Origin of the sequence: Myroides sp. C4067, from assembly GCF_038039665.1 — a bacterium.
GTDB lineage: Bacteria > Bacteroidota > Bacteroidia > Flavobacteriales > Flavobacteriaceae > Flavobacterium > Flavobacterium odoratimimum.
This window is the reverse complement of the sequence record NZ_JBBPHJ010000044.1, coordinates 1-13,908: the sequence shown is the minus strand read 5'-3', so window position 1 is coordinate 13,908 and position 13,908 is coordinate 1. Positions and strand designations below refer to the sequence as shown.

The window sequence follows — 13,908 nt, the reverse complement described above, 5'->3', positions numbered from 1 at the left end:
TTGCGGCACCAGATCCTAAGTCTGGCGTGTCTACCAATTTCACCATACCCGCGAAATCTAGTGGAACATCCTGTTCCTTTAAGACGTTGCAAATATACAACAGGTTTTTTTATCTGCAAGAAAAAAATTGTATTTTTTTATTCTTAGCTTTGTGAGTAACAAAATCAATGTATCCTTTTATATTATGAAAGATTCAAAACAATTTGTTCAAGAAAACAAGCAACGTCTTTTAGATGAGCTAATTGAACTATTAAAAAAGCCGTCTATCAGTGCTGATAGCGCTTATTCTCAAGATGTAATCAACACTGCTGAAGCAGTAAAAGAAAGTTTAGAAAAAGCAGGATGTGATATAGTAGAATTATGCGAAACACCTGGTTATCCTATCGTTTATGGTGAGAAAATCATCGATCCAGCTCTTCCTACAGTATTAGTTTATGGACACTATGATGTACAACCTGCTGATCCTATTGAGTTATGGACTTCTCCTCCATTCGAACCTGTAATCAAAACAACAGATCTACACCCTGACGGAGCAATCTTCGCTCGTGGAGCTTGTGACGATAAAGGGCAAATGTATATGCACGTAAAAGCGTTCGAATACATGATTGCTAACGATGCATTACCATGTAACGTGAAGTTCATGATCGAAGGAGAAGAAGAAGTTGGTTCTGTAAGTTTAGGATGGTTCGTAAAAAGAAACCAAGAGAAACTTAAAAATGACGTTATCTTAATCTCTGATACAGGAATGATCTCTAATGAGCAACCTTCTATCACGACAGGATTAAGAGGATTGAGCTATGTAGAAGTAGAAGTAACTGGACCTAACAGAGACTTACACTCAGGATTATACGGAGGAGCTGTAGCGAACCCTATTAACGTATTGACGAAGATGATTGCTTCTCTTCACGATGAGAACAACCATATCACAGTACCAGGATTCTATGATAAAGTAGAAGAGTTATCTCGTGAAGAAAGAGATGAAATGGCTAAACGTCCATTCTCTTTAGAAGACTACAAACAAAAACTTGATATTGACGATGTATACGGAGAAGCAGGTTATACGACGAATGAGCGTAACTCTATCCGTCCTACATTAGACGTAAACGGTATTTGGGGAGGTTATACAGGCGAAGGTGCTAAAACAGTTATCGCTAGTAAAGCTTTTGCTAAAATCTCTATGCGTCTTGTACCAAACCAAGACTGGGAAGAAATCACGGAACTATTCAAAAAACACTTCGAAAGCATCGCTCCTGCAGGAGTACGCGTAGAAGTAAAACCTCATCACGGAGGACAAGGATATGTGACTCCTATCGACTCTATTGGATACCAAGCTGCTTCTAAAGCATACACAGATACATTCGGAGTAACACCTATTCCAGTACGTTCAGGAGGAAGTATTCCTATCGTTGCGTTATTCGAAGAAGAATTAGGTTCTAAATCAGTAATGATGGGATTCGGATTAGACACTGATGCGATACACTCTCCTAACGAACACTTCGGAGTATTCAACTACCTAAAAGGTATTGAGACTATTCCATTGTTCTACAAATACTATACTGAAATGATGAAGTAATCCATCATTAACTATAATACTAGAGCGAGTAAGAAATTACTCGCTTTTTTTATGCCTTTTTTCTTCCCCTTCATTCTACTAGTAGAGAAACAATAGAATCACAATCGCATACTGATCGCGTTAAAAACGACCAAAAATATGCGACCGCTATGTAATCACTATCCGATAACTATGCGATAAGGGCATAAAAAATGCAATAACGAGTACCCTGACAGCGTCTTCTGTATTCCATTAATTTATATTATTTTGTCGTACTTCAAAGTAGATTATATAAAAGTACTAGGCGATACACCGAACTTCTTTTTAAACATCGTAGAGAAGTGTGCATAGTTCTTATAGCCAACTGACCTAGCTACCTCCTCTATACTATAGGTTCCCTTAGAGAAGGACGTTAGTAAACGATATGCCTCATTCATTCTCATCTCTAATACATACTCGTGAATCGTCATCCCAAAGCACTGCTTAAATCCTGCTTGCAGCTTCGTACGATTCATTCCTATGCGTATGGCTAATTCTTCTATAGTATGCTTTAGATGACTCTCTTGTTCTAAGAGCGTCTTTAGGTCATATAATCTACTTACATCTTGAGTATGTATGCGCTGAGTGTGTTTTTGGTTTACATCAGATTGTACCTGATTTAACTGTAATGCCAATAGCAACATTACTTTCCCCTCGATAAACAAATCTTTTACCATACCAGTATAGGGGCAAGTATTGATCTCATAAATGAGCTGTTTCATCTCAGGAGTGATCGTGAAACTATCCTCACCTAATACTGCGATTTCACCAAGAGACATCTTTTTTAAGAATTGATAACTCTCCTTAGACTCCTCTTTCAAGTTGCGGGTTAACCAATTTTCTCCTATTTCGATCTCACAGCTTATAGCACTATCACATACAGGATCATATAGATAACCATCTAGTACAGGCAGATAAAACAAGGTACACTTTCCTACTTCTGTATAGATAGATGACTTCTGCTGATATCGTGCCTTGTACTCCGTATACCCTTTATCTAGCTCATAATGGAGTTGTATATAAGGCTGTTTCTTATACACATACGTCTTACTCGCAGTCTGTTGAGTACTCTGATAAAAGTGCAGATCCAAGTCTTCTGTACACAATTGTCTATGCAGCTGTACATACCCTTCTCCACTTCTATAGTCATCAAATCCTAATCCTACTCTCATACACGATCTTATTATTGCAAAAAACGAACATCATACTGCAAAAACCAGACGTATACCTCTTTAGCTTTGCTTAGTTGTTTTTACTAATTCTAAATAACAAAGATAATACATCTAAAATAGACTCAAATGAATAAAATAAACTTAGCTCAAGAATCAGATTCTTTAAAAGACTTTTGGCAATTAAAGAACTTAGGAAATATCAATGATCACACCATCAATTTAATAAAACTACAAGGAGAATTTGAATGGCACTCACATGACCATGAAGACAAACTATTTATGGTAGTAGATGGAATCCTAGAACTTCACTTTAGAGATAAAGTCATCACTCTTCATCCTAACGAATGCATTATTGTCCCAAAGGGAGTAGAAAATAAACCTGTGGGAAAAGAAGAAGTTACTCTGATGCTTTTTGAACCTAATAGAATGTAGTAGATAGCGAGTTGTTGTCGCGGATTTTTATAATCCGTGGCCCCTATCTACTCGTTTTCTCTTGTATCCACATCCCAAAGAATTTACTACTCTGTACACTGTGATGTCTTAGTACCTCACTTATAAAGTTGGCTCTACGCGTCTCTTTTAGATTGCTAAACATGGTATTGACAGCACTATAAAATAAGTCTCCATAATACTTACTATCATAATTAGCCTTGATAAGCTTCACACCATATTCTTGCTTCTCTTTCCATAAAGATTCCGTTGTATAAAGCTCAACTGCTCTATCTACGAATTCTTCTACATCATCTGTGATAAAACCGTTCCATTTATATTCCCCACGCATTGCCTCTCCACCTACAGACGAAGACACAGAAGGTGTACCCACTCTCATAGCATCAATAAACTTCCCTTTAATCCCAGCTCCAAATGGTATAGGAGCTAACATCACTCTAGCATCACTAATGACCTCTAGGGCATCATCTGCTCTACCGTGTACTAAGAACTTCTCGCGTTCATTGTGTAGTTGCATCACTTTAGGAGAAGGGTAAGCTCCATAAATATGCATTCTTGTCTGCGGTAACTTCTTGCGCAACAGCGGCCATATTACAGTCTTTAGCTTCAAAACAGTCTGCCAATTCGGCTCGTGAATAAAGTTCCCTATAAACACAAAGTCCTCTCTCTCCTCATATCCTTTCCAATTACTAATATCCTCTGACGTAACCTCTTCTTCCATAAAAGGGATAAACAACAACGCATTTGGTAATATATGGAACTTCTCTACCAATAACTTATATTCATATTCTGATATAATCAAAGTCAAATCACATCTCAGTATACTAGCTAGCTCACGTTTAGTACGTTCACTATATAAATATTCTTCTATATCCTGACCTCCTTTTTTCTGCATCTCCTGACGAGCAAATCGAAGGAAGTGTAAGTCTTCCGTATCTAATATTGTCATCGCATCAGGACATTGTTCTGTCACACGCCATCCGAACTGCTCCTCTATCATAAAGCGGTCATACATCACTACATCAGGCATCAGATCAGCTAATACCTCATCTGTACGCACATCATTTAACCACAGCTCTACTTCAGTCACCCCATAACAAGACAAATCATCACTCACCTCAGACTTTTTCGCTGTACTCCCGAAGTAGATCTGCATCCCCCAATCTTTAAAACATTGCAATAGCTGAAGCATGCGCTTCCCCGCTGCAGAGGATTTAGACTCTGGCCATACAGGTCCTATAACTAATATTTTCTTTCCGGATAAATTGTGTTTCATAAACTATTGCTTAAGTCTTTCTATCTGTGTATGTATTGTAAGAAGATAATCTTTCTTTAAATCCTCTGATAAGAACGATTTATTGATAAGCTCCACTGCTTTTTTATTCCATCCTTCTATTCTAGAAAACACATTGTTTACCTGTTTTTTATTCAACTTCAATACTTCTGCAAAGCGTTCAAAGTATGCTCTATTTTGATTCTTCTTTTTACCTCCTAAGTTTAAGGCAAAGTCATCCTTATCTTTAGGCAGAACTATTTTTACATTTAGCAAATCATACGCAGGTGATAATCCCCATACATTATCTATACATAGCATAGAGAAGTTCTTTAAGTGCATATCATTATTCCCTATAATAAAATTAAAAACAGCCAACTCAAAGAAACGCATCTTATCTAATGCTGTATAAGATGATAATTCTCCTATCTCCTTACCCACTTGCTCCATTGTGCCAAGATACTTATCTTCTAATTCTAGGATCTGCAAGAAATCAATCATGTGCAGTTTTTTGCTATTTGCAGTTCTATCCACTCTTTTTGTTATATAACACAACTCTCCTGATGCCATTCTAATTAAGCTAGAAGACACTACGTTGATATCAAACAACTCTGCCAAACGCATAGACAGATGTTCATTCTCAGGCATCTGTATATAGTTTTCGTTCTGTGGTTTTAATATGTAGAGTCCCTCTAAGGCATCCAAAATAGTCATTCTACCAGACTGTCCATCACCTATGTTTTTTTCTACAACACCCATTGATAATTTTGGTTGTACACCAGGAACGGTCACAGATCGCTCTACAACATTTTTAGCTAATTGTGCTATTTCACTCATCTCGTAAGACAAAACAGGAGCTACTACAGTTCCAAAAAAGTGTTTAGCACAGGTATCGTGATATTCTTGTTGAGTTTCATCACTAAGTACTTCATAACAATATAAACATCTACTCATCTTCTTCATTTATTATAGGATGTACACTTACGGCACCGATACAATTTTGACAACATACTAATAAAAGCCCCATACGATCATTACTCTGTATTTTCCAGCTTTCAGTAGCAATGTTTAATAGCCATCCTTCAGGTATTAACCCATCAAAAAAAGGAAATAATCGATTACTTCTATAAACTTGTTTACGAACAGGCATCTGAAAGGTGATGAACTGCTGCCCATACTTCTCTATATACTCTGCTAGATATTCGAATACATATTCTCCCTGATCAGTCTCCGTTAATACTCCTGCATTAACAGAATCATACTTAACTAATGCCCTTCTCATAATTCCTTAGTATTTATAGGCCCTAGAGTATGTCCAAACATGATAAGTACTTCATTTACCTTAGCTAAGCTTAAATTATCTTTCCCTTGCTCTATCTTTCTAATAACAGTCAATGCAACTCCAGCCTTATCAGCTAACTGCTCTTGTGTTAAACCAACCCTTTTGCGGTGTTCTTTAACAAACTCTCCTAATGATGTGCTCATATACTCCAGAATTAAATACAATGAAAATCTTAACTCATATTATATGCAATAACATATAATTATACACAAATATACAAAACTATATGCAATTACATATAATCAACCTCTAAAACATCATTTTATATGCAATAACATATAATACAGACAAAAGCAACTCTCTTATAACGATAGGATAATCCAATAATACAGTATGTTACTACCTAATAATTGCTATTTTTGCATAAAACGAAAAGGAATTATGCTTGGATTAAAACTATTAACAGACCCTCGATGGGCAGATATCGCTGAGTCTAACTTAGAAGAGATATTAACAGATCACTGCTGGTGTGAACAAAAAGCGGCTACGAATGCCATCACACTGATTACGTATAACTCAGAGCACGAAGACTTAGTGACTGCGATGACGGAGATTGCTATCGAAGAGATGCAACACTTCCAGATGGTACATAACATCATTAAAGAGCGTGGATACACACTAGGTAGAGAACGCAAAGATGACTATGTTGGTCAGCTGTATAAATTCTCTAAGAAAGACGGTAGCCGTAATGAGTGCTTCATTGATAAACTATTATTCGCTGCGATGATAGAAGCGAGAAGTTGTGAACGTTTTAGAACACTATCTCAAAACATCAAAGATGAAGAGTTAGCAAAGTTCTATCACGAACTAATGGTATCAGAAGCAAATCACTATACTACATTCTTAAAGTTCGCTAAGAAATACACAGAGAAAGTAGATGTAGACAAACGTTGGAAAGAATGGCTTGAGTTCGAAGGAGAACTAATCCAATCTTACGGAAACAAAGAACACATACACGGATAATAGTAAAGAGCTTCAGCTAATAAACTGAGGCTCTTTACTTTTACAATATCTAGAACCCCATTTTCAACTTTGGATATACACTATCATTCCCACTAAGGCGTATTTTGATATTCAGATTAAAGCCTTTTATTACAGGTATCCTATCCTCATTAAAGGGGATACCGTATCCCAGTCCTATATCCATCAGATTCAATAATGATATCCCTACTTGTGGCTGTACATGTTTGGTAGAGGCTTTTGCCCCGTAGAACAATAGTCCATTACTCTTTGTAACATCCACATACGGCAACCAATGCCATTCCTTGTGATAAGGAGTAGCCAATACACCACCTCCTATGAAGAGCCATCTCTCATTAGAACTCAATACATCATACTCCACTCCTAGCTGAATCATGCTATGCGTCCCTTGATTATATCCTACATTAAATATAGGCTTATAATCAGAATTACTACGCTGCCCCCAACCTGATACAGTCATAAGGCAAACTCCTAAAACAATACTTAATTTACTCAGCATAAGAATTCTATATTTTTAGAAAATATCAAATCAATTATACACTAATATAACGACTAAAACTAAAATAGTATGTTCCCTTTTGCACTAAATATTTTGAAATACAAAAAGAAAATTAATAATGACTAACGTTCTAAAAAGAACTCAAATATGAAAAGAACTATTTTCTTTTTATGAAAACACAGCATATATGCAAAGATAAAGAAAGCCTGAGTTATCCCCAGGCTCTTCTTTATTTATCCTCACACAATCTACACTACACTTAAGAAAGCACTTGTACTGCTATACTTCTTAGCTTCATCTACTATGATCAACCACACTGAGTTATTCTTAGCCCACTCAGCAGGGATATTAGCAGAGATAGTCCCTGCCTTACGATTAGCCTGATTCTCTATCACGTAAAACTGGTTAGCATCTTGATTATACACCACGAAGACCATATCATCTTTCTCCTTTGCCAATCCTATTCCTACATCAGACTTCCAATTCACAGTAAGTTTAGCATTCTCTATCTTCACATCACTTACGATAGGCACAGGCAATACCCCTTTAGTGATCACTACCTTAGCGTAGTCTATTGCTAAGTCACCATCTTTCTCTATTACCGTTTCTAATAACTGATAAGACATCGCTAAGTTGGTTCTAGACTTAGCCCCTTGATACTCTCCGAAGTACTTCCCAGTCAATTGATTCAACGGAGATAAGAACTCTGCTACTAATTTAAACTTTGCACGTTGTTTTAACTGTCCTTCCGTTGCAGGTTTACCACTCTTTTTTGGCAAGCTTCGGATAATGTTTTTACCTCTCCAGTTTACCCCTACTACAGTACCTACTTTTCCTTGTACTCCTCCTAAAATTCCTTTTTTAATTTCTGCCATGATTTCTAATTTTTTAAAATGGTTATTAATTATGATATCAGATTATTACTCAGTAGCTACTCTATCGCTTAATCTTCTGATACAAATCTATTTCATATCAAAAACTTTATTTTAAATCATGACTTTTTTAACCACACATGACCTATTCTAGTCACTTATGGTCGCATATAGTGGGACACTATACGCCACTTCTTACATCAGATCTACACCTAAACTAGTAGATACAGAAAAGCCTTACTAGTATAAAACAGTAAGGCTCTTCTTCCCTTTAAAAAAAATGTAAACAATTCTTCTTTCTATAACGTTACTCTCTTAGAATTTCTTAACAGCTTCTGTTGTAGTAAAATATCCATTAAATAATAACTTCATCTCCTTATCGCCAAAGGCTTTAAAATCAAATACCCCTTGACTCTCAACACCTTTCTTTCCAGCACCAACCCCATTATTTGGTATTACTAATCCTTTCGTTTTTAATGTAATATCAGTCAATCGATCTTCATTCACTTCATATGATTGGGCATCTTCCCCTTCTAACATCAAAAACACACTTCTTACGATCCAATCACTTGAATCACTTAAAGAAACACGTTGACCAAAATCAGTAATTTGATTCTTACTGTTCAATTTAATCGTCGGGTTTGGAATCCAAACTGTAATACTCATGTTATTAACAACTTCTCCATTTATATTCCAAACATTGATTTCTACAGCATTCATCGTTTTTCCATTTAAGAGATACACTCTGTCTTTAACCCCAGATTTATACTTATACTGGCTTACGTCAAAGGTTAACTCATGAACCTCATAGTTTTTACCTCCTATCCAGAAGTAACTCGTATCAGCTAGCACCTCTACAGTGATCTTATTACTCTCCTTATAGCCTTCGCCCCCACGTGCTACGAAAGTGTATACACCTATCTCTGTCGGAGTATATTCAGTTCCCTCTATCTCTGTTCCACTCTCTACATGGTATATTTTAGCAGCTACAGTCTCTTTAGAATCATTTAATACGTCGAATACGATTTTGTTTCCTACGATTAACTTGCTCTCCTTTACCGATAGATTTATATTTACATAAGCTTTCACTTTAATATCTACAGCCTTGCTAGAAGTATACCCCGCCTTCTTCGCTACTACTTTAAAATCTCCTGGTTTCATAAACTCATATAGTGCATTCACCTGTGTCTCATCTATAAAGATTCTAGCACCTTTCACCTCTTCCCCTTTTTGGCTTTCTACCTTTATAAATACCTTATCCCCTACGTAGTAGTTCTTCTGTTCAATTTTTACGACTAACTCACCTAATTTTTCATCATCTATCACAGCATTATCATCGCTACTACACGAAGCTAATAATGATAGACCTAGAAATAAAAATAAAATTCTCTTCATAACTTTTTTAACTAAATAATTTTAATTACAAATTAACAAAATTCACTTTTTATTAACTAAAACAAATCAAATATGACACATACCAATTGCGTATTTTTTAAACAAACCTCTCTAATTGATAGAATTTTAACGAAAAGAAAGCCTCTAACAGAGAACAAATAACAACACTCATCACATATATCAGAACAATTAATTATACTATTCAAATATTTTATACACTACTTCTAACCAACAAGCAGTCAAATTCTTCTTTAAGAAAACATTTTAACTACTATTAATCAACTGATTAACAACTAAAAAAACTCTTTAAACCCTATTTTCAATTATTGCACTTATTATCATTACTTTCATTAGAAAATGATAAAGATAATTCCTATCTTCATCTAACGACAGAGCCAATAATTACTTACTTTTGTTATAATAAAACATTACTAATTCACCGATTATGAAGTTTATCCCTCTAGCAGAGATAAAGCACTTATTACCAGATGACTGTTGGTATAAGCATGAGAATCTAGACTTGCCGATCTTATATTACGAAGGGCACCAGCAGTGGGAAGACCCGCTAAACCTAGATACCATCTCTGCCCAACATTATACTGATGATCTTATCCCATTTATTCTTATAAATGGCAATCTTACTGTACCCCAAATTTTCAATGCTAATACAGAGATTTCTACAGGACTAGTCGTACTAGGTAGCCTTACTACTAATAATATAGCAGTAGGAGGACAAGGTATCTATGTCAAAAGAAATCTAAAGGTAGCAGAGGTATTCTGGGGTGATTATAATCATGGCGAACTTATCGTAGGGGGTACCATACGCGCCAGACTGTTTATCAATACAGACTATGGTGTAGACGACTATCGCTTCAGTATGAAAGATCGCATAGAGATAGACTTCTTGCTAAACCATGACTTAGAACGAGACGTAGCAGAGCCTACAGTACTATTCCATTTGATCAAACCAGAATTCTTATATAAACGAGAAGAACTAGACGACACCGTATATTCATGGGCGAACTGGTTGCGTACTGATGCTATTTTACATTCATTCGCTCAGAACCAATCCATTCTATTAGAAACGCCTAATCCTGCCTATGCAGATGAGAAGTACCCATTTGCATTTGCGAACAAAGACGTGAACCTAGACAATCTAATGAAGCTAGCAGGTGGTAGTATCTTTAATCAAGATCACATCCCTACTGGAGAAGAGATCGTCATAGACTATGCAGAAGAAGATATGTATAAGCGTATCTCATTTACGAATGGCAACTCGTACACTACATCTGTGTACTTTCAGTACCAAGACTTATACGCGATGCTAGTCACCATAGAGAAAAAGAAGTCTCTACTTCCATTCTCTAAAGACTACGCCTTACAGACCTTCTATAGATACCCTACAGAGCTAGATCAGACTTGGCAACCGATGGTGAATACCAGCATAGCCGAATCACTGACCATCGAATGGGAGAAGCTATTAGTAGAATACAGTGATATGATCGGTATCTATAATAAGAAACAGAAGATCATCACCGTAGCCAACTTTAACGATATCATGAAGCGCCCTGTCGTACAGCGACTAGGTCAGCGATACTATGAGAAGGAAGACTCTACGATATACTACTGTGGACAGCAGTGGAGATTCAGACTAGAGGACAAAGCTGCAGGACATGCTCCACGTATCACGATACAGAACTACCTCGGCAAAGGCAAAAATGGAGAGAACCAATACGAGTACTTCCACTACGAGCTAGAGCAAGACCCTGACCCAAAAGGCAAGCCTTACATACAGCTGTATTACCAACGTGAGATAAGCCCAGACGCAGATGTATTCTTCTTAGAAGTATCTACGCGCAGACGTATGCTAAAAGCGATTAACTACTTCGTCTATCTACAGAAGTACATCGAACGTGTATGGATAAAAGAAGAGGTCATCCTCACCGAGGAAGAAATAAAACTACGCGAAGCTAAAGAGAAAGGTAACACCTATCTTAAAAGCATCCTAGGACACCGATAACAAAAAAACGAGACCAGTGGTCTCGTTTTTTATTTGTTTATGTGTTATACTAAAATCTTATTACCTACTGCTAGGTTATCTATCATATTCTTGTTTTCAACTTCTACAGCCACAGGAGTATAAATATCCACAGCTACTTTAGGTGTTTCAATAGATATAATTAGTGAGTATCGCATACTATCGTCATATCTTTTTTTCTTTTTAAGGTTTTTCCACCATCCCGAAGCCTTTGGAAAAATGGCTAACTTATTACATCGAGCTATATCAGCAGCATTACCTTCTATAAAATTACTGTGAATAGACCCTTTAAAATTCGAACCATAATACCATCGACCATCACTATACCAATACAACTTCTTGAACACACTTATGCTTGCCCTCCTTTTTTGGTAGTCCCCTTCCTTTTACTCAGTCTATCTCCTTTTTTAGCTTGTTGTTCTAATTGGGAGATTGTCTTTAGATAAGCGGTCTCTACCCCGCTTAGTGTTTTTGCCTTATACTTTTTATATTCGGCAGTTGCTTTCTCTTTCGCTGTAGCACTTGATATCTTACCTGCATTATCCAATATTTTACGTCCTGTAGAACTCAAGATATTATCTAACTCACGGATGTAGTCTTCCATACGCATCTCGCGTTCTTCGATAGCATTTAACTCTGCCAAATCAAAATATGCTGCAACTAAGTTATTAAGCACTTTTAATTCCTTTTCTTCTAAAAAGTTTTTCGCCACTAGCGCTTCTGCCTGTATAGGCTCATCTCCTTTAAAGGTGGTTAACCCTGCATAAGGCTTATCACTATCTACACGCATATAGATTACCTCACTGGCTGTATGTCCATGAGCTGCATAGTGTAATTTGTTTTGCACAATCTTAAAGAAAGTAATACTATCCTTGCTATTAGGATCGTAGTCCATAGCAGTTGCATATAGATCCAACACCTGACGATACATCACTTTTTCACTTGAGCGAATATCGCGTATGCGATCTAACAGCTCCTTCCAGTAGTTGCTACCCCCTAAGCCTTTAAGACGATCATCGTCCATAGTGAATCCTTTAACAATATACTCCCTTAATCGGGTAGTAGCCCACTGGCGAAAGCGAGTTGCTACCTTAGAATTAATTCTATAGCCTAATGCTATAATCATCTCCAGATTATAATAGTCTATCTCACGTGATACCTCACGACTACCTTCTATTTGAACTGTTCGGATTTTCCGAACAGTTGCCTCTGGCAGTAATTCTTCATCTGCGTATATATTTTTAATATGCTCACTTACAGTTGACTTAGCAGCTTGATAGAGCTCTACCAATTGTTTCTGTGTTAACCATACCGTTTCATTCTCCAGTTGAACATTAATCTTTGTCTGTCCATCTTCTGTTGTATACAATACTATCTCACTCATACTTCTATCTTTTTATGACGCTAGTGATAGAATTTCTAAACACACTTATCTTCTCATTGTCTAGCGTAATAGCTACATAATCTATATTCTCTTTCTTGTCAAAGATGTCTATAATGTGCTCATCTTCTAACACAGTGTTATTCTTCATTTCCTTAAAAAATCTCACTGATAAAACGATAGCACAAGGTTCCTAATACAAAATTCTTAAAATCCCATCCACCAAACCAAGCACTTCATTAACGATCTTCCATATCTTATTTTGCAATTCGGTTCTTTGCGCTGTACTTATCATCTTACACCTATTAATTTAATTATCAATTATATTATTCACTTAATACTTGAAATTCTATAAGTGAACTTTATTAGAACGAAGTTACTTAATTATACGCAAACCTTCCTCTATCTTATTCCATAATTCAGTCCTCTTTTACAAAGAAACCTTCTTTTACTATAAGCAAAGTATATAGGCTCTCATAACTAAATTCATTGTGGTAGACGCAAAATATTGTGTCTCTACATACCTATAGGATGAAATAATAAATGCCGTAGGCACACACTCCTAATTCTTAATTTTAAATTCCTAATTATAATGTGAGACCTTTCCTATCGTCAAGGTGACATACGGTATGGATAAAGAAAGGTGTCAATACATTGCGGTAGACGCAAAATATTGCAAGGCGTATCAATGTGGAATAAACAATATCTGTTTATCGCATGTGACATACATTATGTGACACGGATGATAATCCGTCTCTACTTTGATATACAAGACGTACATTATTCCTCATTATTCAGTATCATTTGTCAATTGTTCATCACGTATAGCTTCACGGTCTATGGCATGTGGGCATACCTTATGTGACACGGATGATAATCCGTCTCTACTTTGATATACAAGACGTACATTATTC

General features: G+C 36.4%; 15 protein-coding genes. 4 read left to right on the top strand and 11 right to left on the bottom strand.

The window, feature by feature from the left end:
• Positions 1–184 precede the first annotated feature (184 nt).
• Positions 185–1,573 (top strand): dipeptidase, encoded by a 1,389-nt coding sequence (locus AABL87_RS17215; protein WP_006257540.1) that lies wholly within the window; start codon positions 185–187, stop codon positions 1,571–1,573.
• 266 nt (positions 1,574–1,839) lie between these two features.
• Here the strand turns inward: AABL87_RS17215 and AABL87_RS17210 are convergent, their stop codons facing one another.
• Entirely contained in the window at positions 1,840–2,763 is a 924-nt protein-coding gene (locus AABL87_RS17210; protein WP_341277670.1) for a helix-turn-helix domain-containing protein, read from the bottom strand.
• Between the two features lie 126 nt (positions 2,764–2,889).
• Here AABL87_RS17210 and AABL87_RS17205 point away from each other — a divergent pair, with 126 nt between their 5' ends.
• Positions 2,890–3,195, top strand: a complete 306-nt coding sequence (locus AABL87_RS17205) for a cupin domain-containing protein (protein ID WP_006257542.1) — start codon at positions 2,890–2,892, stop codon at positions 3,193–3,195.
• Between the two features lie 43 nt (positions 3,196–3,238).
• Here AABL87_RS17205 and AABL87_RS17200 read toward each other — a convergent pair whose 3' ends face one another.
• The 4 genes from AABL87_RS17200 to AABL87_RS17185 are packed head-to-tail and all read right to left on the bottom strand — an operon-like array spanning position 3,239 to position 5,971.
• Complete coding sequence (locus AABL87_RS17200) at positions 3,239–4,489, bottom strand: glycosyltransferase (protein WP_313138803.1); 1,251 nt, start codon at positions 4,487–4,489, stop codon at positions 3,239–3,241.
• Positions 4,490–4,492: 3 nt separating this feature from the next.
• Complete coding sequence (locus AABL87_RS17195) at positions 4,493–5,440, bottom strand: HipA domain-containing protein (protein WP_341277669.1); 948 nt, start codon at positions 5,438–5,440, stop codon at positions 4,493–4,495.
• A complete protein-coding gene (locus AABL87_RS17190; protein ID WP_341277668.1) occupies positions 5,433–5,768 on the bottom strand; it encodes a HipA N-terminal domain-containing protein in 336 nt (111 codons plus the stop codon). The genes AABL87_RS17195 and AABL87_RS17190 overlap by 8 nt, the downstream gene beginning before the upstream one ends.
• Positions 5,765–5,971 carry a type II toxin-antitoxin system Y4mF family antitoxin gene (locus tag AABL87_RS17185; RefSeq protein WP_006257546.1) on the bottom strand — a complete coding sequence of 69 codons (207 nt, stop codon included), beginning with the start codon at positions 5,969–5,971 and terminating at the stop codon, positions 5,765–5,767. The genes AABL87_RS17190 and AABL87_RS17185 overlap by 4 nt, the downstream gene beginning before the upstream one ends.
• Before the next feature lie 238 nt (positions 5,972–6,209).
• Between AABL87_RS17185 and AABL87_RS17180 the strand changes: the two genes are divergently transcribed.
• Entirely contained in the window at positions 6,210–6,791 is a 582-nt protein-coding gene (locus AABL87_RS17180; protein ID WP_006257547.1) for a tRNA-(ms[2]io[6]A)-hydroxylase, read from the top strand.
• A gap of 49 nt (positions 6,792–6,840) precedes the next feature.
• Here AABL87_RS17180 and AABL87_RS17175 read toward each other — a convergent pair whose 3' ends face one another.
• From AABL87_RS17175 to AABL87_RS17165, 3 genes are all read right to left on the bottom strand, one after another.
• The gene (locus AABL87_RS17175; RefSeq protein ID WP_006262686.1) at positions 6,841–7,308 is read right to left on the bottom strand and encodes a hypothetical protein; all 468 of its coding nucleotides are present in this window, start codon (positions 7,306–7,308) and stop codon (positions 6,841–6,843) included.
• Between the two features lie 248 nt (positions 7,309–7,556).
• Positions 7,557–8,183 (bottom strand): DUF6266 family protein, encoded by a 627-nt coding sequence (locus AABL87_RS17170; RefSeq protein WP_006257549.1) that lies wholly within the window; start codon positions 8,181–8,183, stop codon positions 7,557–7,559.
• Between the two features lie 312 nt (positions 8,184–8,495).
• Positions 8,496–9,575 carry a hypothetical protein gene (locus AABL87_RS17165; RefSeq protein ID WP_341277667.1) on the bottom strand — a complete coding sequence of 360 codons (1,080 nt, stop codon included), beginning with the start codon at positions 9,573–9,575 and terminating at the stop codon, positions 8,496–8,498.
• Between the two features lie 445 nt (positions 9,576–10,020).
• Between AABL87_RS17165 and AABL87_RS17160 the strand changes: the two genes are divergently transcribed.
• Complete coding sequence (locus AABL87_RS17160) at positions 10,021–11,595, top strand: hypothetical protein (protein WP_341277666.1); 1,575 nt, start codon at positions 10,021–10,023, stop codon at positions 11,593–11,595.
• 44 nt (positions 11,596–11,639) lie between these two features.
• On the opposite strand, the gene AABL87_RS17155 is transcribed toward AABL87_RS17160, so the two are convergent.
• From AABL87_RS17155 to AABL87_RS17145, 3 genes are read right to left on the bottom strand one after another with little or no spacing between them, the layout of a single operon-like run.
• The gene (locus AABL87_RS17155; RefSeq protein WP_341277665.1) at positions 11,640–11,960 is read right to left on the bottom strand and encodes a hypothetical protein; all 321 of its coding nucleotides are present in this window, start codon (positions 11,958–11,960) and stop codon (positions 11,640–11,642) included.
• A gap of 2 nt (positions 11,961–11,962) precedes the next feature.
• Positions 11,963–12,997: a virulence RhuM family protein gene (locus tag AABL87_RS17150; RefSeq protein ID WP_341277664.1), complete on the bottom strand. Its 1,035-nt coding sequence runs from the start codon at positions 12,995–12,997 to the stop codon at positions 11,963–11,965.
• A gap of 4 nt (positions 12,998–13,001) precedes the next feature.
• The gene (locus AABL87_RS17145; protein ID WP_155242159.1) at positions 13,002–13,145 is read right to left on the bottom strand and encodes a hypothetical protein; all 144 of its coding nucleotides are present in this window, start codon (positions 13,143–13,145) and stop codon (positions 13,002–13,004) included.
• Between the last annotated feature and the right edge of the window lie 763 nt (positions 13,146–13,908).

Excerpts from the sequence above, each read along its gene's own strand:
- AABL87_RS17215 (WP_006257540.1), top strand. The coding sequence starts at position 185 with ATGAAAGATTCAAAACAATTTGTTCAAGAAAACAAGCAACGTCTTTTA.
- AABL87_RS17210 (WP_341277670.1), bottom strand. The coding sequence starts at position 2,763 with ATGAGAGTAGGATTAGGATTTGATGACTATAGAAGTGGAGAAGGGTAT.
- AABL87_RS17205 (WP_006257542.1), top strand. The coding sequence starts at position 2,890 with ATGAATAAAATAAACTTAGCTCAAGAATCAGATTCTTTAAAAGACTTT.
- AABL87_RS17200 (WP_313138803.1), bottom strand. The coding sequence starts at position 4,489 with ATGAAACACAATTTATCCGGAAAGAAAATATTAGTTATAGGACCTGTA.
- AABL87_RS17195 (WP_341277669.1), bottom strand. The coding sequence starts at position 5,440 with ATGAGTAGATGTTTATATTGTTATGAAGTACTTAGTGATGAAACTCAA.
- AABL87_RS17190 (WP_341277668.1), bottom strand. The coding sequence starts at position 5,768 with ATGAGAAGGGCATTAGTTAAGTATGATTCTGTTAATGCAGGAGTATTA.
- AABL87_RS17185 (WP_006257546.1), bottom strand. The coding sequence starts at position 5,971 with ATGAGCACATCATTAGGAGAGTTTGTTAAAGAACACCGCAAAAGGGTT.
- AABL87_RS17180 (WP_006257547.1), top strand. The coding sequence starts at position 6,210 with ATGCTTGGATTAAAACTATTAACAGACCCTCGATGGGCAGATATCGCT.
- AABL87_RS17175 (WP_006262686.1), bottom strand. The coding sequence starts at position 7,308 with ATGCTGAGTAAATTAAGTATTGTTTTAGGAGTTTGCCTTATGACTGTA.
- AABL87_RS17170 (WP_006257549.1), bottom strand. The coding sequence starts at position 8,183 with ATGGCAGAAATTAAAAAAGGAATTTTAGGAGGAGTACAAGGAAAAGTA.
- AABL87_RS17165 (WP_341277667.1), bottom strand. The coding sequence starts at position 9,575 with ATGAAGAGAATTTTATTTTTATTTCTAGGTCTATCATTATTAGCTTCG.
- AABL87_RS17160 (WP_341277666.1), top strand. The coding sequence starts at position 10,021 with ATGAAGTTTATCCCTCTAGCAGAGATAAAGCACTTATTACCAGATGAC.
- AABL87_RS17150 (WP_341277664.1), bottom strand. The coding sequence starts at position 12,997 with ATGAGTGAGATAGTATTGTATACAACAGAAGATGGACAGACAAAGATT.
- AABL87_RS17145 (WP_155242159.1), bottom strand. The coding sequence starts at position 13,145 with ATGAAGAATAACACTGTGTTAGAAGATGAGCACATTATAGACATCTTT.